The organism is Serratia sp. 4542 (genome assembly GCF_016805595.1).
GTDB lineage: Bacteria > Pseudomonadota > Gammaproteobacteria > Enterobacterales > Enterobacteriaceae > Serratia > Serratia nevei.
On sequence record NZ_RXKV01000005.1, the window covers coordinates 124,738 to 146,068 of the forward strand.

General features: G+C 61.8%; 21 protein-coding genes. 13 read left to right on the plus strand and 8 right to left on the minus strand.

From position 1 onward, the window contains the following. Positions 1-55 precede the first annotated feature (55 nt). The 12 genes from pilM to trpS all read left to right on the plus strand — a co-directional run bounded on the left by pilM (position 56) and on the right by trpS (position 10,088). Complete coding sequence (gene pilM, locus EKL15_RS06535) at positions 56-889, plus strand: pilus assembly protein PilM (RefSeq protein WP_060424519.1); 834 nt, start codon at positions 56-58, stop codon at positions 887-889. Next, positions 889-1,428, plus strand: a complete 540-nt coding sequence (locus tag EKL15_RS06540) for a PilN domain-containing protein (protein WP_203089136.1) — start codon at positions 889-891, stop codon at positions 1,426-1,428. Before pilM ends, EKL15_RS06540 begins: the two co-directional genes overlap by 1 nt. Then, positions 1,421-1,915, plus strand: coding sequence for a hypothetical protein (locus EKL15_RS06545; RefSeq protein ID WP_060424523.1), 495 nt, complete (start codon positions 1,421-1,423; stop codon positions 1,913-1,915). Before EKL15_RS06540 ends, EKL15_RS06545 begins: the two co-directional genes overlap by 8 nt. After that, positions 1,908-2,270, plus strand: coding sequence for a HofP DNA utilization family protein (locus EKL15_RS06550; RefSeq protein WP_203089138.1), 363 nt, complete (start codon positions 1,908-1,910; stop codon positions 2,268-2,270). Before EKL15_RS06545 ends, EKL15_RS06550 begins: the two co-directional genes overlap by 8 nt. Beyond that, complete coding sequence (gene hofQ, locus EKL15_RS06555) at positions 2,267-3,511, plus strand: DNA uptake porin HofQ (RefSeq protein WP_203089140.1); 1,245 nt, start codon at positions 2,267-2,269, stop codon at positions 3,509-3,511. Before EKL15_RS06550 ends, hofQ begins: the two co-directional genes overlap by 4 nt. Before the next feature lie 349 nt (positions 3,512-3,860). Then, on the plus strand, positions 3,861-4,382 hold the full coding sequence (gene aroK / locus EKL15_RS06560; RefSeq protein WP_004391482.1) for a shikimate kinase AroK: 522 nt from the start codon (positions 3,861-3,863) through the stop codon (positions 4,380-4,382). Positions 4,383-4,488: 106 nt separating this feature from the next. Then, positions 4,489-5,589, plus strand: coding sequence for a 3-dehydroquinate synthase (gene aroB / locus EKL15_RS06565; RefSeq protein ID WP_149571537.1), 1,101 nt, complete (start codon positions 4,489-4,491; stop codon positions 5,587-5,589). A 156-nt stretch (positions 5,590-5,745) separates the two neighbouring features. After that, positions 5,746-6,762 carry an SPOR domain-containing protein gene (locus tag EKL15_RS06570; protein WP_149571536.1) on the plus strand — a complete coding sequence of 339 codons (1,017 nt, stop codon included), beginning with the start codon at positions 5,746-5,748 and terminating at the stop codon, positions 6,760-6,762. A gap of 84 nt (positions 6,763-6,846) precedes the next feature. Beyond that, complete coding sequence (gene dam, locus EKL15_RS06575) at positions 6,847-7,659, plus strand: adenine-specific DNA-methyltransferase (protein WP_038878140.1); 813 nt, start codon at positions 6,847-6,849, stop codon at positions 7,657-7,659. Between the two features lie 50 nt (positions 7,660-7,709). Beyond that, entirely contained in the window at positions 7,710-8,387 is a 678-nt protein-coding gene (rpe, locus tag EKL15_RS06580) for a ribulose-phosphate 3-epimerase (RefSeq protein ID WP_019456160.1), read from the plus strand. Then, positions 8,380-9,078, plus strand: a complete 699-nt coding sequence (locus EKL15_RS06585; protein ID WP_038878137.1) for a phosphoglycolate phosphatase — start codon at positions 8,380-8,382, stop codon at positions 9,076-9,078. The genes rpe and EKL15_RS06585 overlap by 8 nt, the downstream gene beginning before the upstream one ends. A gap of 2 nt (positions 9,079-9,080) precedes the next feature. After that, positions 9,081-10,088 (plus strand): tryptophan--tRNA ligase, encoded by a 1,008-nt coding sequence (gene trpS, locus EKL15_RS06590; RefSeq protein ID WP_025304534.1) that lies wholly within the window; start codon positions 9,081-9,083, stop codon positions 10,086-10,088. A gap of 51 nt (positions 10,089-10,139) precedes the next feature. On the opposite strand, the gene cysG is transcribed toward trpS, so the two are convergent. The 4 genes from cysG to nirB are packed head-to-tail and all read right to left on the minus strand — an operon-like array spanning position 10,140 to position 15,283. Beyond that, positions 10,140-11,543: a siroheme synthase CysG gene (gene cysG, locus EKL15_RS06595; protein ID WP_203089142.1), complete on the minus strand. Its 1,404-nt coding sequence runs from the start codon at positions 11,541-11,543 to the stop codon at positions 10,140-10,142. Positions 11,544-11,593: 50 nt separating this feature from the next. Beyond that, a complete protein-coding gene (nirC, locus tag EKL15_RS06600) occupies positions 11,594-12,394 on the minus strand; it encodes a nitrite transporter NirC (RefSeq protein ID WP_087762469.1) in 801 nt (266 codons plus the stop codon). A gap of 16 nt (positions 12,395-12,410) precedes the next feature. Continuing rightward, positions 12,411-12,737, minus strand: a complete 327-nt coding sequence (nirD, locus tag EKL15_RS06605) for a nitrite reductase small subunit NirD (RefSeq protein ID WP_038878129.1) — start codon at positions 12,735-12,737, stop codon at positions 12,411-12,413. Further along, positions 12,734-15,283, minus strand: coding sequence for a nitrite reductase large subunit NirB (gene nirB / locus EKL15_RS06610; protein ID WP_147840504.1), 2,550 nt, complete (start codon positions 15,281-15,283; stop codon positions 12,734-12,736). Before nirB ends, nirD begins: the two co-directional genes overlap by 4 nt. A gap of 303 nt (positions 15,284-15,586) precedes the next feature. Here nirB and EKL15_RS06615 point away from each other — a divergent pair, with 303 nt between their 5' ends. Then, positions 15,587-16,855: a cytosine deaminase gene (locus EKL15_RS06615; RefSeq protein ID WP_207188402.1), complete on the plus strand. Its 1,269-nt coding sequence runs from the start codon at positions 15,587-15,589 to the stop codon at positions 16,853-16,855. A 54-nt stretch (positions 16,856-16,909) separates the two neighbouring features. Here the strand turns inward: EKL15_RS06615 and tsgA are convergent, their stop codons facing one another. From tsgA to EKL15_RS06635, 4 genes are all read right to left on the minus strand, one after another. Beyond that, on the minus strand, positions 16,910-18,094 hold the full coding sequence (gene tsgA, locus EKL15_RS06620) for an MFS transporter TsgA (protein WP_033636290.1): 1,185 nt from the start codon (positions 18,092-18,094) through the stop codon (positions 16,910-16,912). Positions 18,095-18,285: 191 nt separating this feature from the next. Then, a complete protein-coding gene (locus tag EKL15_RS06625) occupies positions 18,286-19,266 on the minus strand; it encodes a LacI family DNA-binding transcriptional regulator (RefSeq protein WP_070914492.1) in 981 nt (326 codons plus the stop codon). 73 nt (positions 19,267-19,339) lie between these two features. Continuing rightward, positions 19,340-20,647, minus strand: coding sequence for a 6-phospho-beta-glucosidase (locus tag EKL15_RS06630; RefSeq protein WP_203089144.1), 1,308 nt, complete (start codon positions 20,645-20,647; stop codon positions 19,340-19,342). Further along, positions 20,644-20,982, minus strand: coding sequence for a PTS lactose/cellobiose transporter subunit IIA (locus EKL15_RS06635; protein ID WP_038878111.1), 339 nt, complete (start codon positions 20,980-20,982; stop codon positions 20,644-20,646). Before EKL15_RS06635 ends, EKL15_RS06630 begins: the two co-directional genes overlap by 4 nt. Positions 20,983-21,331 lie beyond the last annotated feature (349 nt).

Sequence of the window (21,331 nt, forward strand, 5' to 3'; positions counted from 1 at the left end):
GCCTGCGACATGGATATGTTCTTTTATCATCTGATGTTATGGAGGCTTGCGAAACATGTTCCCTCAAGCATGGCAGGTGGGGCTGGATATACAAATCGACTGCGTGCGGGCGGTGGCGGCCCAACGCCGCCGCAACGGCTGGCAGTTGCGCCACTGGTGGCAGCAGGCGCTGCCGCAGGCAGTTTTACGCGACGGCTGCCTGGAACCTTCCGAGTTCCTGATCCGGGCGCTGCGGCAATGGCGCGTCCAGCTGCCGCGACATATTTCCTTACGCATTGCCCTGCCGGCGCAGCGTGTGTTGCAGCAGCGTATGGCACGGCCTGATGCGCGGCTGCGCGAGCCGGAACGCAGCGACTATATCGGCGGCCACGGTTTGAAGCAGTTTCCGCTCGACGGCCAGACGCTGGCGCTCGACTATCGCGCCGCACCGGGGGATGAGGCGGCGCTGCTGTTGACCGCTGCGCGGCGGCAGGAACTGCAGCAGTGGCTGCTTTGTCTGCGTCAGGCTGGCCTGCATCCGCAGGCGGTCGATATCACCCCCTGCGCGCTGCGGATGATGGCGACGGCGGCAGGCGTGCCGCCCGCCGCGGGGCTGATGCATCGCCTCGAACGAGAATGGCTGTGGGTGGCGCCGGCCGATGGCGCCTTCGCCTTTGGTCTGGCGCCGGGCGACGATGGCGCCCAGGCGCTGCGGGCGCTGCAAGCCCAGACGCCGGCGGGCGACGATCGGCCTGTCTATGCCGGCAGCGTGCTGGCGGGAGCCCTGCCCGCCGGCTGCCTGGCTTGGTCGCCGCTCAGCGCCTTCACGCAGCTGCGTCCGCCGTTGCCCGTGCATCCCTCGGCGTTCGCGTTGGCCGGTGGTCTGGCGCTGCGCGAGGAGGATCGTTGATGTATCAGGTCAACTTTCTGCCCTGGCGCCAGCGCCGCGATCGGCGACGCGCCTATTTCTGGCTGGGCGTGCTGCTGTTGCAGGTAACGGCGCTGCTGTTGGCTCTGTTCCTGGTCGCTGGCCAGCTGCGTCACCAACAGGCGCAGCGGCAGGCGCGGCTGGCGATGCTGGGTGAGGAGCTGGCGGCATTGACGTCGCTCGCCCGCCATCAGCAACAAGAGCGGGCGAAGCAAGCGATGCACAGTGCCCGCGCCGAACGGCAGGCAAATAACGCCCAACATAACCGGCGTTATTTGCAGCTGCTGCAGCAATTGTCCTCCAGCATTCCTCCGCCGCTGTGGCTCACGGCGTTGGACTGCAATGCGGCGAACGGCCTGCGGCTGCGTGGATTGAGCCGCTCTCCTGCGGCCATCACGCAGTTCGAACGGCGGCTGGCGGGGATACCTGCGTTGCCACGGCTGCATTTGGCGGAGATGGCGCAACGCGAAGACGGCCTGTACTCCTTTCATCTGGCGGCGCAGTGGGGGCGTGATGGATAGCCGTTTGTCCTCCGGGCTGCGCCTCTGGCTGAGCTTACCGGGCTGGCTATTGCTGCTGTCGCAAGGGTTGGGCATCGGCACGCTGGCGCTGTTGGGCGGCGGTTGGCTGCTGCAAGACGAATGGCGTCAGCGGGAAAATGCGGCGGAGCGGCAACAGCGCCTGCTGCAACAGATCGCTATGGTGCAGAGCCAGTTGGAAGAGACGCCGCAAACCATTATCCCGGCGGCGGTGCTTGCGCCGACCACCACCGGCGATTTGGCGAGCGTGCTGCAACGGGCGGGGGGCGCTTTGCTGCGCTGGCAGCGGCAGGAAAAACCGCTGCGGCAAACGCTGAGTTTGCGCATTGACTACGCCGGTTTGTTGGCGCTGCTGGAGGCGCTGCCCGCCGATTTGCGCCTCGAGCAGCTGAGCGTGGAGACGCCGCCCCTTGGCATGACGGCGCGGTTGGTTTTGCAGGATGCCACCGAGGAGCAGGCAGATGAGTAAAAGACCCGGCCGTGGGTGGTGGTGGCTGCTATGGCCGTGGGCCCTATGTGCTGAGCCGCGCGACCCGTTTGCGCCGCCTCCGCTGCCTGCTTGTGCCCAAACGGCGGCATCGCCGGCGGGCTGGCGACTGAAAGGCGTCATCGGGCAACCGACGCTGCGCTATGGCTGGGTGGTGACGCCGGCGGGGCAGTGGCTGCGCCTGCGGCCGCAGCAGCGGGTGCTGGCCGAGCGTTGGCTGGTGACGCAGGTGCAGGCGCGCAGCCTGACGTTAACGGCGCTGGCGGCCGAACCGGATTGCCCGGCGAGCCAGGGCGACATCTCGCTGATAATGGACAACAAGGATGGGAAACCATGAAAGGACGCGCTGGACTGGGCATGGCGCTGTGGTGTCTGACGCTCGGCGCCGCACAGGCGCAGGATAAACAGGTTATTTCGCTGGAGTTTCAGGATGCGCCGGTCACGGTCATCCTGCAGGCGCTGGCGGATTATCGGCAGATGAACCTGATCGCCGCGCCCGGCGTGAGCGGCAACCTGACGCTGCGGCTGGAGAATGTGCCCTGGCCTCAGGCGCTGGCGCTGACCCTGCGCATGGGCAAATTGGCGATGACGCGTGAGGGTAACGTGATGCTGATTGCGCCGGAGCCGGACGCGCAGGAAAAAAGGCAGCAGCGAGAGGCGCTGGCGCAGCGGCAACCGCTGCACAGCCTGAGCCTGACGTTACAGAACGGCGATGCGGCGGAGATTGCCGAAAGCCTCAATGCTCAACGCGGCGCCTTGCTCAGCGAGCGGGGCAGCGTGCTGGCGGATAAGCGCACCAATACGCTGCTGCTGCGCGACACCGCGCCGATCCTGGCGCAGTTGAAAAAGCGGGTAACGGAAATGGACGCGCCGCTGGCACAGGTCCAGCTGGCGGCGCATATCGTGACCATCAACAGCGAAAGCCTGCGCGAACTCGGCGTGCGTTGGGGATTGGCGCCTGACGACAGGCCGGCGCAGCCGCTGCGGCCGGGCAATCTCGGCGTCAACCTGCCCCTGGAGCGCAGCGCGGTGAACGCCGGTTTCCATCTGGCGCGCATCAGCGGGCGTTTGCTGAGCCTCGAGCTGACGGCGCTGGAACAGGAGAATCAGGTGGAGATCATCGCCAGCCCGCGCCTGCTGACGGCGCACCTGCAAACCGCCAGCATCAAGCAGGGAACCGAGATCCCTTACGAAGTGTCAAGCGGCGCCAGCGGTGCGACCGCCATCGAGTTCAAAGAGGCGGTGCTGGGCATGGAGGTGACGCCGAAAGTGTTGCCGGACGGGCGCATCACGCTGACGTTGCACATCAGCCAAAATATGCCGGGGCGCGCCATCAGCCGGGGCGCGGGGGAAGCGCTGACCATCGATAAACAGGAGATTAAAACGCAGATCACGGTGAGAAACGGTGAAACCCTGGTGCTCGGCGGTATTTTTCAACGGCATAGCGGCAAGACGGCGGACAAGGTGCCGGGATTGGCGAATGCGCCGTTATTGGGAGGCTTGTTCCGACAAAGCGGCGCACAACAGAAAAAACGCGAGCTGGTGATCTTCATTACGCCGACCCTGATTAAGGGATAAGCGGCTACCTGTCAGCCGGACGGCAAATCTCCTAAAGTTGATGAGCAGATACACTTTTTTATCTCCTTGGGGGGATCTGCGTTTGACGCTGCGGCCGATTTAGCTTACAAGGGTTACCGAATTGAGCACCGAGGTTTTTTGTTAGCGTCAAGACGCCGTTAAAAACATATGGTTTCCCTCCCGCGGCGTGGATTGCGATTTATTCGGTTGCCAAACTACCAAGAGTGTTGAGATAATTTTTCGTCTGATCTCGCACTATCGCTCATGAGGTTTCAGTTTAGGTCCCGCCGCTGATTTGATTGGCGGGGCGGGTTAACATTAACGAATTGTCTTAGTAATACCGAAAAACATGGCAGAGAAACGCAATATCTTTCTGGTTGGGCCTATGGGTGCCGGCAAAAGCACTATTGGCCGTCAGTTAGCTCAGCAACTCAATATGGAGTTCTTCGACTCCGATCAAGAAATTGAGCGACGTACCGGAGCTGACGTGGGCTGGGTATTCGACGTGGAAGGGGAAGAAGGTTTCCGCGATCGTGAAGAAAAAGTCATTAATGAACTGACGGAAAAACAAGGGATTGTGTTGGCGACCGGCGGCGGTTCGGTGAAGTCGCGCGAAACGCGCAACCGTCTGTCCGCGCGCGGCGTGGTGGTCTATCTGGAAACCACGATCGAGAAGCAGCTGGCTCGCACCCAGCGTGATAAAAAACGCCCGCTGCTGCAGGTCGATTCTCCGCCGCGTGAAGTGCTGGAAGCCTTGGCGAAAGAGCGCAATCCGTTGTATGAAGAGATTGCCGATGTCACCATCCGCACCGACGATCAGAGCGCTAAAGTGGTTGCTAACCAGATCATCAACATGCTGGAAAGCAACTGATTGCCGATTTTCGCGTTCGCCGTCGGCCAATGCGGAAAACTGATTTGTGTTCCCCGCCGCTGCGGGGATCAACCACCGCCGCACCATACAGAGAACTGAGCGCGACATGGAGAGAATTACTGTAACGCTTGGGGAGCGCAGCTACCCGATTACCATCGCCGCCGGATTGTTTAACGATCCGGCTTCTTTTATGCCGTTGAAGGCGGGTGAGCAAGCGATGTTGGTCACCAACCAGACCCTGGCGCCGCTCTATCTGGAGCGCGTCCGGCAGGTGCTGGAGCGGGGCGGCATCGTGGTGGATCAGGTGATCCTTCCCGATGGTGAGCAGTACAAATCTCTGGCGGTGTTGGAGCAGGTGTTTTCGGCGCTGCTGGAAAAACCGCACGGGCGCGACACGACGCTGATCGCGCTCGGTGGCGGCGTTGTCGGCGATCTGACCGGCTTTGCCGCCGCGTGCTATCAACGCGGCGTGCGCTTCATTCAGGTTCCCACCACGCTGTTGTCGCAGGTGGATTCTTCCGTGGGCGGCAAGACCGCCGTCAACCACCCGCTCGGCAAAAACATGATCGGCGCTTTCTATCAACCCGCTTCGGTGGTGGTTGATCTGGATTGCCTGAAAACGTTGCCGACGCGTGAACTCTCTTCCGGTCTGGCTGAAGTCATCAAATACGGGATCATCCTCGATCGCGAGTTCTTCGTCTGGCTGGAAAACAACATCGATGCGCTGATGGCGTTGGATATGCAGGCGTTGGCCTACTGTATCCGCCGCTGCTGCGAGCTGAAGGCTGAGGTCGTGGCCGCCGACGAACGCGAAAGCGGCCTGCGCGCCTTGCTGAATCTGGGCCATACTTACGGCCACGCCATCGAAGCCGAAATGGGCTACGGCGTATGGCTGCACGGCGAAGCGGTGGCTGCGGGCATGGTGATGGCGGCGGAAACCGCGCACCGTCTCGGCCAGTTCTCCGTTGAAGATATCGAACGCATCAAAGCGCTGCTGCTGCGCGCCGGCTTGCCGGTCTGCGGGCCGCAGGAAATGACGCCGGAATCCTATCTGCCGCACATGTTGCGCGACAAGAAAGTGCTGGCGGGTGAACTGCGTCTGGTGCTGCCGACCGCGATCGGTGCGGCGGAAGTGCGCGGCGGCGTAGGGCATGAGCTGGTGCTGGCGTCGATCGCCGCCTGCCTGCCTGAGCAGCAGCGTAATTAAATCGGACCAAGTAACAGTGGCTTAGCCGCCATTTGCATCTATATTAATACAGTGAGCAGAGCACGACGGGTGTCGCTTTGCCATCATCGGGTTAATCTGCCCGTGCCACGGTAGGTCTACGGTGGTGGGCTTTTGCCTCTAGTTGGAGGGTTTCAGATGGACGAGTTTAAACCGGAAGACGATCTCAGACCTGATAGCAGCGATCGTCGTCCTACGCGTTCGCGCAAGCCGGCCGCCGCGCCGCGCTTCGCCGTTTCGCGCCAGCATTTGATGATCGGCATCGGCATTTTGGTGCTGTTGCTGCTGATTATCGGTATCGGTTCCGCCTTGAAGGCGCCGACCAAGCATGAGGCGGCTCAGGATAGCGGCGCGCAAAACGGCGCGGCTCGCGATATCAACCTGTCTGGTTCTTCATCGCTGACCACCGCCAACAACGGCGTGCCGGGCGGCACGACGGATACCCACGACAACAACGGCGTGAGTGTGACTCAGCCGCAGCAACCGCAGAACGTCAGCGTTCCGCCGATCTCCGGCACGCCGACCGAAGCGCAAACTCAGCCTCAGCAGGGCGGTGCGCAGCAGCGCGTCGATCTGCCGGGCAACATGGCGGATGCACTGTCGCAGCAGCAGGGGCAAGTGGATGCCGCGACCCAGGGCATGACCGGCGCAGCCTCGACGCTGCCGACCGCACCGGCGACGGTGATGAGCGGCGCTGCAGCGCGCGAGGCGACTCGCCCTGTGCAAGGTACCGCGCAGCAACAGCATAAAACGCCGGCGAAAACCGCCGCCACCAAACCGACCGCGACGCAGCATAAATCACCGACCACGGTGTATACGCCGCCAACCAAGCCGTCTTCCACCGCGAAAGCGGGAGCGGTCAGCAGCAGCAGCGGCAGTTCGCTGCAGTCTGCACCGGGCAGCCATTACACGCTGCAGCTGAGCAGCGCTTCGCGTTCCGATACGCTGAACGCCTACGCCAAACAGCAGAAGCTGCAGAACTACCTGGTGTACGCCACCAAGCGTGACGGCAAGCCGTGGTATGTGCTGGTAAGCGGCAACTACGCGTCTTCCGCGGAAGCGAAGCGCGCCATTGCTTCGTTGCCGGCGGATGTACAGGCGAAAAAACCATGGGTCCGACCTGTACATCAGGTACAGCAAGATCTTAAAAAATAAATCATTTAAATTTGTGCGCTGATGTGCTGTCTGAAACAGAGTACAATCCGCCGCTCTGAATTGTATAAGTAGCTAATTGACGGCATGAAGAAAAACCGCGCTTTTTTAAAATGGGCTGGTGGAAAATACCCGCTGGTAGACGAGATTCGTCGCCATCTGCCGGCGGGAGACTGCTTAATCGAGCCCTTCGTGGGTGCGGGATCCGTCTTCCTGAATACGGATTACGACGCCTACATTCTCGCCGACATCAATAGCGATCTTATCAACCTGTATAACATCGTTAAGCTGCGCACGGATGACTTCGTGCGCGATGCCCGCACGCTTTTCGCCGATGAATTCAATAACTCGGATCAGTTTTACCTGCTGCGAGAAGAGTTCAATACTAGCACCGAGCCTTACCGCCGGGCGCTGCTGTTCCTGTACCTGAATCGCCACTGCTATAACGGCCTGTGCCGCTATAACCTGCGCGGCGAGTTCAACGTACCGTTCGGCCGCTACAAGAAACCGTACTTCCCGGAAGAAGAGCTCTACTGGTTTGCCGAAAAATCGCGCAATGCCACTTTTGTCTGCGAGCATTACCGCGATACCATGGCGAAGGCCGTGGCCGGCGCCGTGGTGTATTGCGATCCGCCTTATGCGCCGCTGTCGGCGACGGCGAATTTCACCGCTTACCACACCAACAGCTTCAGCATCGCCGATCAGCAGAGCCTGGCGCAATTGGCGCATCAGCTCTCGGTAGAGAGCCGGGTACCGGTATTGATCTCCAATCACGATACCGAGCTGACGCGCGACTGGTACCAGAATGCTGCGCTGTATGTGGTGAAAGCGCGCCGCACGATCAGCCGCAACATTCTCGGCCGCAGCAAAGTGAACGAGCTTTTGGCGCTGTATCGCTAAGCCGGGGCACCCCGGCGCATAACAACTCGACCCTACGTTTGGAGAAGCGGATGAAAAAGTTTTTGATTGCCCCGTCCATTCTGTCGGCAGATTTTGCCCGGTTAGGTGAAGATACCGCCAACGTGCTGGCCGCAGGCGGCGACGTGGTGCACTTCGACGTGATGGACAACCACTACGTGCCCAATCTGACCATCGGTCCGATGGTGTGCGAAGCGCTGCGCAACTACGGCATTACCGCGCCGATTGACGTACACCTGATGGTCAAGCCGGTGGACCGCATCGTGCCTGATTTCGCCAAGGCCGGCGCGTCTTATATCTCTTTCCACCCCGAAGCTTCCGAGCATGTCGATCGCACCATTCAGCTGATCAAAGAGCACGGCTGTAAAGCCGGCCTGGTGTTCAACCCGGCCACGCCGCTGAGCTACCTCGACTACGTGATGGATAAAATCGACGTGATCCTGCTGATGTCGGTTAACCCGGGCTTCGGCGGCCAGTCGTTCATCCACGGCACCCTGGACAAGCTGCGCCAGGTGCGCAAGCTGATCGACGACAGCGGTCGCGACATCCGCCTGGAAGTCGACGGCGGGGTGAAGGTGGATAACATCGCCGAAATCGCCGCCGCGGGCGCCGATATGTTCGTCGCCGGTTCCGCCATCTTTGGCCAGCCGGACTACCGCAAGGTGATCGACGAGATGCGCAGCGAGCTGGCGAAGGTTTCCCATGGCTGATTTCGGCGCGATCCGCGCATTGGCCTTCGATCTGGACGGCACGCTGGTCGACAGCGCGCCGGGCCTGGCGGCCGCCATCGATATGGCGCTGGAAGAAGCGGGCCTGCCGCAAGCGGGTGAGGAGCGGGTTGGCACCTGGATCGGCAACGGCGCCGACGTGCTGGTGCAGCGCGCGCTGCGCTGGGCGGAAGCGGAAGGCACGCCGGAACAGTGCGGCCGGCTGCGTGAACGCTTCGACCATTTCTATGCGCAGACCGTCGACAGCGGTAGCCGCCTGTTCCCGCAGGTGCAAGAGACGCTGGCCCGACTGGCCGCGCACGGCTACCCGATGGCGCTGGTGACCAACAAGCCGACGCCGTTCGTGGCGCCGCTGCTGGCATCGTTGGGGATTGGCGACTATTTCTCGCTGGTGATCGGCGGCGACGACGTGACGGAAAAGAAACCGCACCCGGCGCCGTTGTATCTGGTGCTCGGCAAGCTTGGGCTGCGCGCGCATGAACTGCTGTTCGTCGGCGATTCACGCAACGATATTCAAGCCGCGCAGGGCGCCGGTTGCCCAAGCGTCGGCTTTACCTACGGTTATAACTACGGTGAATCGATAGCCCTGAGCCACCCCGATCGGGTGTTGGAGCGCTTCGCCGATTTGTTGCCCGCTCTTGGGCTGTCATCTTTAGAGAATCAGGAAATTTAAACATGAGTAAGCCCATCGTATTTAGCGGCGCGCAACCGTCCGGCGAACTGACCATCGGCAACTACATGGGTGCGCTGCGTCAGTGGGTGCAGATGCAGGACGACTACGACTGCATCTACTGCATCGTCGATCTGCATGCCATCACCGTGCGCCAGGACGCCGAGAAACTGCGCAAAGCCACGCTGGATACGCTGGCGCTGTACCTGGCCTGCGGTATCGATCCGGAAAAAAGCACCATCTTCGTGCAGTCGCACGTGCCTGAGCACACGCAGCTGAGCTGGGTGCTGAACTGCTACACCTATTTCGGCGAACTGAGCCGCATGACGCAGTTCAAAGACAAATCCGCGCGCTACGCGGAGAACATCAACGCCGGGCTGTTCAGCTATCCGGTGCTGATGGCGGCGGATATCCTGCTGTATCAAACCAACCAGGTGCCGGTGGGCGAAGACCAGAAGCAGCACCTGGAACTGAGCCGCGACGTAGGGCAGCGTTTCAACGCGCTGTACGGCGACGTGTTCAAAGTGCCGGAGCCGTTTATTCCTAAATCCGGCGCGCGCGTGATGTCGCTGCAGGAACCGACCAAGAAGATGTCCAAGTCGGACGATAACCGCAACAACGTGATCGGCCTGCTGGAAGATCCGAAAGCGGTGACCAAGAAGATTAAGCGCGCAATGACCGACTCGGAAGAGCCGCCTGTCGTGCGTTACGACGTGGTCAACAAGGCGGGCGTCTCCAACCTGCTGGATATTCTCGCTGGCGTGACCGGCAAGAGCATCGCGCAGCTGGAAGCCGAGTTCGAAGGCCAGATGTACGGCCACCTGAAAGGCGCGGTGGCGGAAGCCGTCTCCGGCATGCTGGGTGAGCTGCAGGAGCGCTATCACCGCTTCCGTAACGACGAAGCCTATCTGCAGCAGGTGATGCGCGACGGCGCCGCCAAGGCCCGCGCACGCGCGCAGGAAACCCTGGCGAAGGTCTATCAGGCCGTTGGTTTCGTACCGCCGCAGGCGTAACGCCGGCGAAAATAAAAAAAGCGGCCACGGGCCGCTTTTTTTATGTCGGTATCACGCCATTTGCGCCAGGCCGGCAGGCGGTACCTCGCTGGCGAACCAGTTGAGTTTGCTGCGCAGGCTGACCACGCTGCCGACGATGATCAGACTGGGGCTGGCGGCCTGCAGTGACAGGGCGCCCAGTTGGCCGAGTTCGCCTTCGATCACCCGCTGGTGGCAGGAAGTGCCGTTTTCTACCAGCGCCACCGGCGTGGTGGCCGCCAATCCATTCGCTATCAGCTGGCGTTGGATCTCCGCCGCCTGCGACAGCCCCATATAGAACACCAGCGTCTGTTGCCCGGCGGCCAGCGTCGCCCAGTCCAATCCGCCGTCGGCCTTGGCGTGGCCGGTCACCAGGCGCACGCTCTGCGCATGGTCGCGGTGGGTAAGCGGGATACCGCTGTAGGCGGAACAGCCGGAGGCGGCGGTGATGCCCGGAACCACCGAGAACGGCACGTTGGCGTCCGCCAGCGTCTCCAGCTCTTCGCCGCCGCGGCCGAAGATAAAGGGGTCGCCGCCTTTCAGACGCACCACGCGTTTGCCTTGCTGCGCCTGCTGCAGCAGGATTTGGTTGATTTGCTCTTGCGGCACGCAGTGGTGGCCGGCGCGTTTGCCGACGAAGATACGCTCGGCGTCGCGGCGCACCAGCGTCATGATCTCTTCGGAGACCAGCCGGTCGTAAACCACCACGTCGGCCTGCTGGATCTGCTGCAGCCCTTTCAGCGTCAGCAAGCCGGCATCGCCCGGCCCGGCGCCCACCAGCACCACTTCACCGCGATCTTCCGGCTGTTCGCTGAACAGCTGCTCGAGCTGGCGTTCGGCCAGCGTGGCGTCGTCGTTGGCCAGCGACTGCGCCAGCCGATCGTGGGCGAATAACCGTTCCCAGAAGCGACGGCGCACGCCGAGGCTGCTGAAGCGTTGTTTTACCCGCTGCCGCAGCGAGCCGCCCAGCTGGGCCAGCTTGCCTAGGTGCTGCGGCAGCATCGCTTCCAGCTTCTCGCGCAGCAGCCGCGCCAGCACCGGCGCTTTGCCGCCGGAGGACACCGCCACCATGATCGGCGAACGATCGATGATTGACGGCATGATAAAGCTGGCGCGTTTCGGATCGTCCACCACGTTGCAGAACACCCGCTGCCGGTTGGCGCACTGATACACCAGTGCGTTGACCTCCAGCCGGTCGGTGGCGGCGATCACCAGCCATTTTTCCGCCAGCAGGGCCGGGCTGAATTCGCCTTCGGCCAGCGTCAACCGGCCTTCTTCCGCCCACAGGCGGAACTGCGGGGTGAAGTCCACGGCGTTGACGGTCAGCGCTGCGCCGGCGTCCAGCAGCAGGCGCGCCTTGCGTTCGGCGATCTCGCCGCCGCCCACCAGCAGGCAGGCTTTATGTTGCAGTTGGCAGAAAATCGGCAGGTAGTCCATCGGCACTCCTCGGGGTAATCAGTGTGGGGGCGAAATGCGCCCCCGAAAACTCAGGCGGTCTGACGTGCGGCGGCTTTCGCCGCCTGCGGGCGTTCGGCGCGCGGCGTGGCGTACCAATACCCCAGGCCCATCAGCACCGAGCCGGACAGGATATTGCCCAGCGTCACCCACAGCAGGTTGTGGCCGATGCCGGTGAGGGTATAGGCCTCGCTGTGGTTGCCGAACCAGGAGAGGGCGAACAGCGTCATGTTGGCGACGGAGTGTTCGTAACCCGAGGCAATAAAGGCCAGCAGGCACCACCAAATGGCGATGAACTTGGCGGCGCCTTCAACGCGGATCGCCATCCAAATAGCCAGGCAAACCAGCCAGTTGCACAGCACCCCCTTGAAGAACAGGACTTCGGCCGGCGCGGTGGTTTTCGCCAGCGCGGCGCTGTGCACCAGGCTGGTATCCACCGGCAGCAGGCTGCCGCCGCCGTAGTAATACATCAGCGCCACCAGCACCGAGCCGAGCAGGTTGCCGAGCCAGGTTTGCGGCAGCACCGCCCACATCTGGCTTTGGCGGATGGTGCCGGCCTTGACGCCGAGCGTCAGGAACATCGTATGGCCGGTGAACAGCTCGGAACCGGCGATGATCACCAGCGTCAGCGCGATGCCGAAGGTGGCGCCCATCACCAGCGGTCGCACGCTTGGGTCGACCAGGTTGCCGAGGGTGAAGATCAGGATGATGCCGAGGCCGACGTAGGCGCCGGCCATCGCCGAGCTGATCCAGAAGCCGAGCGGGCTCTCCTTCGCCAGTCGGACGATGCGCGCCGCGTTGGCGGCGCATTTATTGATCGTGTCGGTAAACATGTTGCCTCCCGAAAGGTTATGCCGCGACTTGCACGATGCCGTCGACCACCCGGCTGGTGAAGCTGGCGACGGAACGGCTGTCGTCTTCCAGACAGTGGCCGTCGTACAGGCGGAAATGTTGTTTCTTCAGCGGGCTGGCGACCCACAGCTCGCCCTGATGCTCGGCGATGAGGCCGCGCGACAGCACGCTGGCCTGGGCGAACGGGTCGATATTGCTGATGGCGAACACCTGCTCGTCGGCATAGGGGCGGAACACCGCCACCTGCCGATCGCCGATCAGGGCGCACACGCCGGTGCCGGGCAGAATGTCGGCGACGGGACAAACGGTAATCCACTGGCTCATGCGTGGCTCTCCTCGGTATCGATCAGGGTGACGGGAATGCGCTCGTCCGGGCGCGCAGGGCGGTGCTGGTCGCGTTCGGCCACCACCTGCACATTCGGATCGCGCAGCGGGCTGTTGATGAAGTGGGCGAAGCGCAGCTGCGTTTCCGGATGCTCGACGGTCTCTTTCCACTCGCAAATTACCGCGTCGCGCAGGCGGGCGATCTCCGCTTCCAGTTGGTCGTTGATGCCGAGCTTGTCGTCGATGATCACCTTGCGCAGGTAGTCGATACCGCCTTCCAGGCTTTCCAGCCACACCGAGGTGCGCTGCAGTTTATCGGCGGTGCGGATATAGAACATCATGAAGCGGTCGAGATAGCGCACCAGCGTCTCGCGATCGAGGTCGGCGGCCAGCAGGTCGGCGTGGCGCGGTTTCATGCCGCCGTTGCCGCAGACGTACAGGTTCCAGCCGTTCTCGGTGGCGATGATGCCGACGTCCTTGCCCTGCGCTTCGGCGCATTCACGGGTGCAGCCCGAGACGCCGAACTTCATTTTGTGCGGGGTGCGGATGCCTTTGTAGCGATGTTCCAGCGTGACGCCGAAACCGACGCTGTCGCCGACGCCGTAGCGGCACCAGGTGCTGCCGACGCAGGTTTTCGCCATGCGCAGCGCCTTGGCATACGCGTGGCCGGTTTCAAAGCCGGCGGCGAGCAGCTTGCGCCAGATGGCCGGCAGATCGTCTTTCTGCGCGCCGAACATGCCGATGCGCTGCGAGCCGGTCATTTTGGTGTAGAGATTGTACTCCTTGGCGATCTGGCCAATGGCCAGCAGGCCGTCCGGGGTGATTTCGCCGCCGGCGGAGCGTGGGATCACCGAGTAGGTGCCGTCTTTCTGGATATTGCCGAGGAAGTTGTCGTTGGTATCCTGCAGCGGCGTATGCTGCGGCTTGAGGATGTATTCGTTCCAGCAAGAAGCCAGCAACGAGCCGACGGTGGGTTTACACACTTCGCAGCCGTAGCCTTTGCCGTATTTGGCCAGCAGCGCCTCGAACGACTTGATGCCTTCGACGCGGATCAGGTGGAACAGCTCCTGGCGCGAATAGGCGAAGTGTTCGCACAGGTGGTGGTTGACCTCGATGCCTTGCTTGCTCAGCTCGGCGTTCAGCACTTGGGTGAGCAGCGGGATGCAGCCGCCGCAGCCGGTGCCGGCCTTGGTTTCGGCCTTCAGCGCCGCTACGGTGTGGCAGCCTTTGTTGACTGCCTGGATGATGTCACCTTTGCTGACGTCGAAGCAGGAGCAGATCTGCGCGCTTTCCGGCAGCGAATCCACGCCGATGGCCGGTTTGCTGCCCGCGTGGGCCGGCAGGATCAGGCCGTCCGGGTTTTCCGGCAGTTCGATGTCGTTCAACGCCAGCTGCAGCAGGTTGCCATAATCGCTGGTGTCGCCCACCAGCACCGCGCCGAGCAGGGTTTTGTTGTCGGCGCTGACCACGATGCGTTTGTAGACTTCTTTGCTTTCATCCAGATAAACGTAGCTGCGGGCGCCCTCGGTGCGGCCGTGGGCATCGCCGATGCCGCCGACGTCTACGCCCAGCAGCTTCAGCTTGGCGCTCATGTCGGCGCCCTGGAAGCCGTTTTCGCGGCCCAGCAGGTGATCGACGGCCACCTGCGCCATTTTGTACCCCGGCGCCACCAGGCCGAAGGTGCGATCGCGCCAGGCGGCGCACTCACCGATGGCGTACACGTCCGGATCCGACGTCTGGCAGCTGTCGTTGATGGCGATGCCGCCGCGGCGGCCAATCTCCAGCCCGCACTGACGCGCCAGCTTGTCCTGGGCGCGGATGCCGGTGGAGAACACGATGAAATCCACTTCCAGCAGGCTACCGTCGGCGAAATGCATGGTTTTGCGCGCCGTGCCGCCGCCGTTGACGATCTCCTGGGTATTTTTGCCGGTGTGTACCTTGACGCCCATGCGCTCGATCTTACGGCGCAGCTGATCACCGCCCATCGGGTCGAGCTGTTCGGCCATCAGCACCGGAGCGAACTCGATCACGTGCGTTTCCACTCCCAGGCTTTTCAGCGCGCCGGCGGCTTCCAGCCCCAACAGTCCGCCGCCGACTACCGCACCGCGTTTGCTGCGGCGCGCGCAGGCTTCGATGGCGTTCAGGTCTTCGATGGTGCGGTAAACGAAGCAGTCCTGGCTATCCGAGCCTTTAATCGGCGGGATCCACGGATAGGAGCCGGTGGCCATGATCAGCTTGTCGTAATAGACGGTGCGGCCGGTGTTGGAGTGGATCACCTTCTCGTCGCGATTGATGGTGATAGCGCGCTCGCCGACCAGCACCTTCACGCCGTGTTTTTCGTAAAAGCCTTCGCGCACCAGCGACAGCTCTTCGGCGGTGTGGTGCGAGAAGTAGGAGGAAAGGTGCACGCGATCGTAAGCGATGCGTGGCTCTTCGCAAAATACGGTGATTTCGAACTGGTCTTTGTCTGCTTTATCCAACAGATCTTCGATGAACCGGTGGCCGACCATGCCATTGCCGACGACGGCAAGTTTGACTCTGCTCATTATTGCCTCAAAATTCTGGTTTCCTAGGCTTACCTTATCTCTCCCGATGGGCAATTTATTGATGCAAATCAATCACACCCTTATATACCTCTAACGTGGTATATGGATGATTTTTCACGTTTTTTGATAAGTTGCGGATTTTATTCACCTTTAGCTGAAGCGAGTCAGTTTGCATGCAAATTACCCCGCAGGGAGTAAACGCAGGGGGTAGGTAGGCAACGGCGACTTTGTCAGCGCGATCCGCTGCCAGTATGATGAAGAAAACCAGCGCAACGGCAGAGGTGAAGGGTGGCGAAACGTCCATTGAAGTTTATCGACAACCTGCGTTTAAGCGGGCATGAAGGGTTGTGGCAACTGGCGATCGAACAGGGGCGCATCGCGCATCTGGTGCCGCAGCCGGAAGGGCAGGAGTGGCGCAGCGACGTGTTGGATGCGCAGGGCGGGCTGGCGTTGCCGGCGTTCGTCGAACCGCATATTCACCTGGATACCACGCAAACCGCCGGTCAGCCGGCCTGGAACCAGTCCGGCACGCTGTTCGAGGGCATTGAGCGCTGGGCCGAACGTAAAGCGTTGCTGACCCATGAAGACGTCAAACAGCGCGCCTGGCAAACGCTCAAGTGGCAGATCGCCAACGGCGTGCAGTATGTGCGCACCCACGTCGACGTTTCCGATCCCACGCTGACCGCGCTGCGTGCCATGCTGGAGGTGAAGCAGGAGGTGGCGCCCTGGGTGACGCTGCAGATCGTCGCCTTCCCGCAGGAGGGGATCCTTTCCTATCCTAATGGCGAAGCGCTGCTTGAAGAGGCGCTGCGGCTGGGGGCCGACGTGGTGGGTGCCATTCCGCACTTCGAATTCACCCGCGAATACGGCGTGGAGTCGCTGCATAAGGCGTTCGCGCTGGCGCAAAAATACGATCGGCTGGTGGACGTGCACTGCGATGAAATCGACGACGAGCAATCGCGCTTCGTCGAGACCGTGGCGGCGCTGGCGCTGAAGCTGGAGATGGGGGCGAAAGTTACCGCCAGCCACACCACGGCGATGCACTCTTACAACGGCGCTTACGCCTCGCGGCTGTTCCGCCTGCTGAAAATGTCCGGCATCAACTTCGTCGCCAACCCGCTGGTGAATATTCACCTGCAGGGACGCTTCGACAGCTACCCGAAACGGCGTGGCGTGACGCGGGTGAAGGAGATGCTGGAGGCAGAGATCAACGTCTGCTTCGGCCATGACGACGTGTTCGATCCCTGGTACCCGCTCGGCACCGCCAACATGCTGCAGGTGCTGCATATGGGGCTGCACGTGTGCCAGCTGATGGGCTATGGCCAGATCGACGATGGGTTGAAGCTGATCACCCACCACAGCGCGCGCACCCTTAACCTGAGCGACTACGGCCTGGCGGCCGGCAACAGCGCCAACCTGGTGATCCTGCCGGCGGAAAGCGGCTTTGACGCGGTGCGCCGCCAGACGCCGGTGCGTTATTCGATTCGCCAGGGAGCGGTGATCGCCGAAACGCGGCCGGCGGAAACCACGCTGCATTTGCAGCAGGATGAGACGGTGGATTTTCGGCGCTAAGGCGCAAAAAAAGGGCGCCTTGCGGGCGCCCTTGATGTATTTGATGCGAAGACGTTAGTGCGTCACGTGACCGTGGCTGCGGTGCTTGGTCACGAAGCCCAGCAGCAGACACATCACGAACACCGCCAGGTACAGGCCGTTGGCGGTGGTCAGCGCTGCGTGCGCGCCGCCTTTCGCCACGATCGGGCCGGTGACCACGAAGGTCAGCATGGTGCCGATGGTGCCGCAGGTCAGGATAAAGTTGACCAGCTTCGGTGAGGAGACCTTGGTCTGCAGCGAGCCGAGGGTGATCAGCGTGGTGTAGATGGCGCTGGAAACGAAGCCCAGGGCCATGATGTAGTAGCCCAGGTGCTCCGGGTTGTCGGTGCTGACGAACAGGTACATCGCGCCGGTAGCCAGTGCGGCCAGCACGGTAACGATGCGCTGCAGATCGAAGAAGCGCAGGATGAAGCTGAACACCCACATGCCGACCATGTAAGAGGTCCAGAAGTCGCTCACCAGCTTACCGGCCTGGCCGATGTCCATGTTGAACGACTTGGTGGCGTACTCAGGCACCCACTGAATGAAGCCCAGCTGGCCGAGGATGTAGCACAGTGCGGCGATCGACAGGAACAGCACGCCGATGCCCCATTTTTCTTTTTCGACCGGCTGACCGGCGTCGGCGCCTTTCTTGCCCAGCACCGGGAATTCGGAGCACAGGGTCAGCACGAAGATCCCCACGTACAGCAGGCCGATGCAGGCATAAACCCAGTACCAGCCGATGTGGCGAGCCAGCAGCATCGCGGCGACGATCGGGAAGATCATCCCGGCCATGCTGAAGAAGGAGTCGGTGAACAACAGGCGTGAACCGCGCTGGCGGCCGGCATACATGTGCGTGATCAGGAAGGTGCCTATCGACATGGTGATACCGCTAACCACGCCGAGGATAAACATGCACAGCGAGAACATGGTCAGGCTCTTGCCGAGCATCAGCCCTGCGACCGCCAGCACCATCAGGACAAAGCCGAAGATCAGCTGACGCTTCAGCGGGATGATTTCCATCAGCCAGGCATTGAGGAAGATCGAAATCAAAATACCGGCGTTGAGGAAAGTAAAGGTGTTACTCATGCTGGAAACCGGCAGGTTAAAGTACTCTGCAATGTTTCCCATCACCATCCCTGTGACGATCACTAAAGCACCGGTCAGCGCGTACGAAAAGAAGCTGATCCAGGTAAGCCGTATGCGGTTACTGTCATTCATTGTATAGGCCTGAATATGTCTGTTAGAGGTTTTAAAGCTGGCATAAGGCCGCTGGCTTTTCCTGACAAACGCAGAAAAAAGTCCCGATCAGGCCACCAGGGGGCGGATCCTAGCACAGACAACGGGATTTTTTGTGATGGCTGTCGATTTTTTGATGTAACCCATGAAGGGGTGATGCGCATTATTGTGATCTATTTGCGTACCGTCACAATGGAATCACGGTTGACTATCGTCGGCTCAAACCGGTGCGCCGGGGTGGCGGGGTCGATCAGCCTGCGCGCCGCGTATTGGGCCATCTCGCTGATGGGAAAATGGACGCTGCTCAACGCCGGGCGCACGAAAGGCGCGCGTTCGCCGCTGTCGTAGCAGATCAAGGAGATATCCTGCGGTACCCGCAGGCGGTGCTCGTTGATCGCCAGCAGCGCGCCGATCGCCATCTCTTCGTTGCAGCAGTAGATGGCGCTGGGCCGCGAGGCTTGCTGCAGCAGCCGATCGGCGCAGCGGTAACCGCTTTCCAGATCGTAGACGCCCTCCAGGCAGGCCACCGGTTCGATATTCGCCGCCTGCATTGCCTCTTCAAACCCCTGCAGCCGCAGGCGGCTCGACGGGCGCTCACGCGGGCCGCTGATGCAGGCGATGCGCCGGTGCCCGGCATCGAGCAGTTGCTGCGTCGCCATGCGGCTGGCGAGCGGGTGATCGAAGGTGACACAGCGGGCTTCCAGCCCCGGTACCAGACGATCGAGCAACACGAAATCACGTTGTTCCGCCGCCAATTGGCGCAGCCGATCGTCGCTGAGAAAACGCACGTGCAGGATCACGCCGTCGCAGCGCAGGCTAAATAGCCGCTGTATCGCCTGCCATTCGTTTTCGGCGCTGTTGCGGCCCTGGGTCACCAGCAGCTGTTTGCCGTGGGATTCGGCCTCGGTCTGCACGAAGTCCATCAGCGCGCCGAAGAAGCCGCCGCGGTACGACGTGGTGACCAGTCCGAGAGTATTGCTGTGGCTGGAGGCGAGCGCGCGGGCCGCCGGGTTGGGGGTATAACCGAGCTGGGCGACGGCGCGTTCAACCTTCTCGCGGGTCGGCGCCTTGACGTTGCTGTCGCCGTTCACCACGCGCGATACGGTGGCGCGCGAAACGCCCGCCAGCGCCGCGACATCTTCCAGTGTCACCATCGTCCCACTCCTGAATTACGGCTAAAAAAATGGGTTCGGCGCGCCGAACCCCTGTCTGGCTGCGTATAGCCGCTTACCTGAACTGCGGCAAATACGGCGCGTTTATCGTCAACACCTCGTCCAGCAGCGGCTGCGCCAGGTTGGCGTTGCCCACTAACGGGTTGGCGATCAGCGCCAGCAACCCGCTGCGGCGATCGCCGTGCACCGCGGCTTCGATGGTTAGACGTTCGTAGGCTTTCACCTGCTGCGTCAGGGCCTGCATCGGCTCCGGCAGCGGGCCGAAGGTCAGCGGGTGTGCGCCCTGAGCATCGACGATACAGTTGATTTCTATCACAGCATCGTCCGGCAGGCCATGGATTGCGCCGCGGTTTGCGGTGTTGACCACTAATTGCGTGCTGAGATTATTATGGATAGCACGAATCAGCTCCAGCGCAACTTCGGAATAGAAAGAACCGCCGCGGAAGCTGAGCTGCTCCGGTTTCGTGTTTAACTGCGGATCGGCATACAGCTCGAACAGCTCTTTTTCTACCTGCATCACCTGCTCGGCGCGGGTACCGCGCTCGCCGGCGGCGGCCATCTCTTCCGCCAGCATCTCGCGGGTCTGGTAAAAATAGCGGTGGTACGGGCAGGGGATCGCGCCGAGCGCGCGCAGGAAGTCCGGCTGCCAGGGCTCTTCCTTGATGTTGTTCATGGTCAGCGCCGCACCGTCGCACAGCATGTCGATCACCTTGGCGGTGACGTCGCGCCCCAGGTGCGTGACCTGATGCACCCAGACCATGTGGTTCAGGCCGGCGAACTGCAGCTGTACGTCGGCGTAAGGCGCCTGCAGCATGTTGGCGATCATGTGATGCATGCTGATCGGCACGTTGCACAGGCCGATGATCTTCGCTTTGGTAAAGCGAGACACCGCCTCGGTGACGATGCCGGCCGGGTTGGTGAAGTTGATGATCCAGGCGTCGGGTGCCAGCTTTTCCACCCGGCGAGCGATATCCAGCATCACCGGGATGGTGCGCAGCGCTTTGGCGAAGCCGCCGACGCCGGTGGTCTCCTGGCCGAGCAGCTGATATTTCAGGCCCAGCTGTTCATCGGCGGCGCGCGCCGGCAGTTGCCCGACGCGGAACTGGGTCAGCACGAAAGCGGCGTCGCGAATGGCGTCGTCCAGCGCGAAGTGCACGCTGACCTTCACCTGCTCCAGCCCGTGGCGCGCCAGCATGCGGCGGGTCAGGGCGGCGATGGTTTCCACTTTTTGCCGGCCCGGTTCGACGTCCACCAGTGCCAGTTCGGTGACCGGCAGCTCCTCGATGCGCTGGATCAGCCCGTCCACCAGTTCGGGGGTGTAGCTGCTGCCGCCGCCGATCACGGCGATTTTGAGCGTGCTCATGGGCGGCCCTCCGTCTGCGACTGACGGCGATAGAGCTCGATCATGTCGTCGGCCAGATCCTGGATCACCATGGCGTTCATCAGATGGTCCTGCGCATGCACGGTGATCAGGTTGATCGCCAGCTTGCCGCAGCCTTCGTCCAGGCCGATCAGCTCGGTCTGGATCAGGTGCGCCTTCTTCACCCACTCTTTGGATTCGGCCATGTGCTTGGCCGCGGCGGCGAAGTCGCCGGCGCGCGCTTGCCGCAGCGCCATCAACGCATTGCTGCGCGCGCTGCCGGAGAACACCAGCAGTTCCATGATGGTGCTTTCAAACTCGGGGCTGACTTCAGTCATCAATTCACTCACGTCATTTCTCCAGGGGTTGCGCGGCGACGCCGCCGTGGGATGCTTCAGTATCCGTTCTTTTTATAATGAGAGCGCTCTCATTTAAATAGAGTAACGACAATGCGTGTGCAAACTGGGAGGCAGATCGCAAAAACCGACCCAGGGTGGCGCGGGGCAAAAAATGCGTGATGCGGTTGGCAAAAAAGTCTTCTGCGCCCATACTTTCCGCAGCAAAATTCAGGGCCGCCTAGGATATGTCCCGTAATTGGGTAAATATAGGTAAATGGCTGGCACTTGCCGATACAGCTCTTTAGAATCAAAGCGCTTTTCCGTTGTTTGTCTCTCAGAGAAAGGACCC

Bases quoted from the DNA above. Each gene is read 5' to 3' on its own strand.
- pilM (WP_060424519.1), top strand. From the start codon at position 56: ATGTTCCCTCAAGCATGGCAGGTGGGGCTGGATATACAAATCGACTGC.
- EKL15_RS06540 (WP_203089136.1), top strand. From the start codon at position 889: ATGTATCAGGTCAACTTTCTGCCCTGGCGCCAGCGCCGCGATCGGCGA.
- EKL15_RS06545 (WP_060424523.1), top strand. From the start codon at position 1,421: ATGGATAGCCGTTTGTCCTCCGGGCTGCGCCTCTGGCTGAGCTTACCG.
- EKL15_RS06550 (WP_203089138.1), top strand. From the start codon at position 1,908: ATGAGTAAAAGACCCGGCCGTGGGTGGTGGTGGCTGCTATGGCCGTGG.
- hofQ (WP_203089140.1), top strand. From the start codon at position 2,267: ATGAAAGGACGCGCTGGACTGGGCATGGCGCTGTGGTGTCTGACGCTC.
- aroK (WP_004391482.1), top strand. From the start codon at position 3,861: ATGGCAGAGAAACGCAATATCTTTCTGGTTGGGCCTATGGGTGCCGGC.
- aroB (WP_149571537.1), top strand. From the start codon at position 4,489: ATGGAGAGAATTACTGTAACGCTTGGGGAGCGCAGCTACCCGATTACC.
- EKL15_RS06570 (WP_149571536.1), top strand. From the start codon at position 5,746: ATGGACGAGTTTAAACCGGAAGACGATCTCAGACCTGATAGCAGCGAT.
- dam (WP_038878140.1), top strand. From the start codon at position 6,847: ATGAAGAAAAACCGCGCTTTTTTAAAATGGGCTGGTGGAAAATACCCG.
- rpe (WP_019456160.1), top strand. From the start codon at position 7,710: ATGAAAAAGTTTTTGATTGCCCCGTCCATTCTGTCGGCAGATTTTGCC.
- EKL15_RS06585 (WP_038878137.1), top strand. From the start codon at position 8,380: ATGGCTGATTTCGGCGCGATCCGCGCATTGGCCTTCGATCTGGACGGC.
- trpS (WP_025304534.1), top strand. From the start codon at position 9,081: ATGAGTAAGCCCATCGTATTTAGCGGCGCGCAACCGTCCGGCGAACTG.
- cysG (WP_203089142.1), bottom strand. From the start codon at position 11,543: ATGGACTACCTGCCGATTTTCTGCCAACTGCAACATAAAGCCTGCCTG.
- nirC (WP_087762469.1), bottom strand. From the start codon at position 12,394: ATGTTTACCGACACGATCAATAAATGCGCCGCCAACGCGGCGCGCATC.
- nirD (WP_038878129.1), bottom strand. From the start codon at position 12,737: ATGAGCCAGTGGATTACCGTTTGTCCCGTCGCCGACATTCTGCCCGGC.
- nirB (WP_147840504.1), bottom strand. From the start codon at position 15,283: ATGAGCAGAGTCAAACTTGCCGTCGTCGGCAATGGCATGGTCGGCCAC.
- tsgA (WP_033636290.1), bottom strand. From the start codon at position 18,094: ATGAATGACAGTAACCGCATACGGCTTACCTGGATCAGCTTCTTTTCG.
- EKL15_RS06625 (WP_070914492.1), bottom strand. From the start codon at position 19,266: ATGGTGACACTGGAAGATGTCGCGGCGCTGGCGGGCGTTTCGCGCGCC.
- EKL15_RS06630 (WP_203089144.1), bottom strand. From the start codon at position 20,647: ATGAGCACGCTCAAAATCGCCGTGATCGGCGGCGGCAGCAGCTACACC.
- EKL15_RS06635 (WP_038878111.1), bottom strand. From the start codon at position 20,982: ATGACTGAAGTCAGCCCCGAGTTTGAAAGCACCATCATGGAACTGCTG.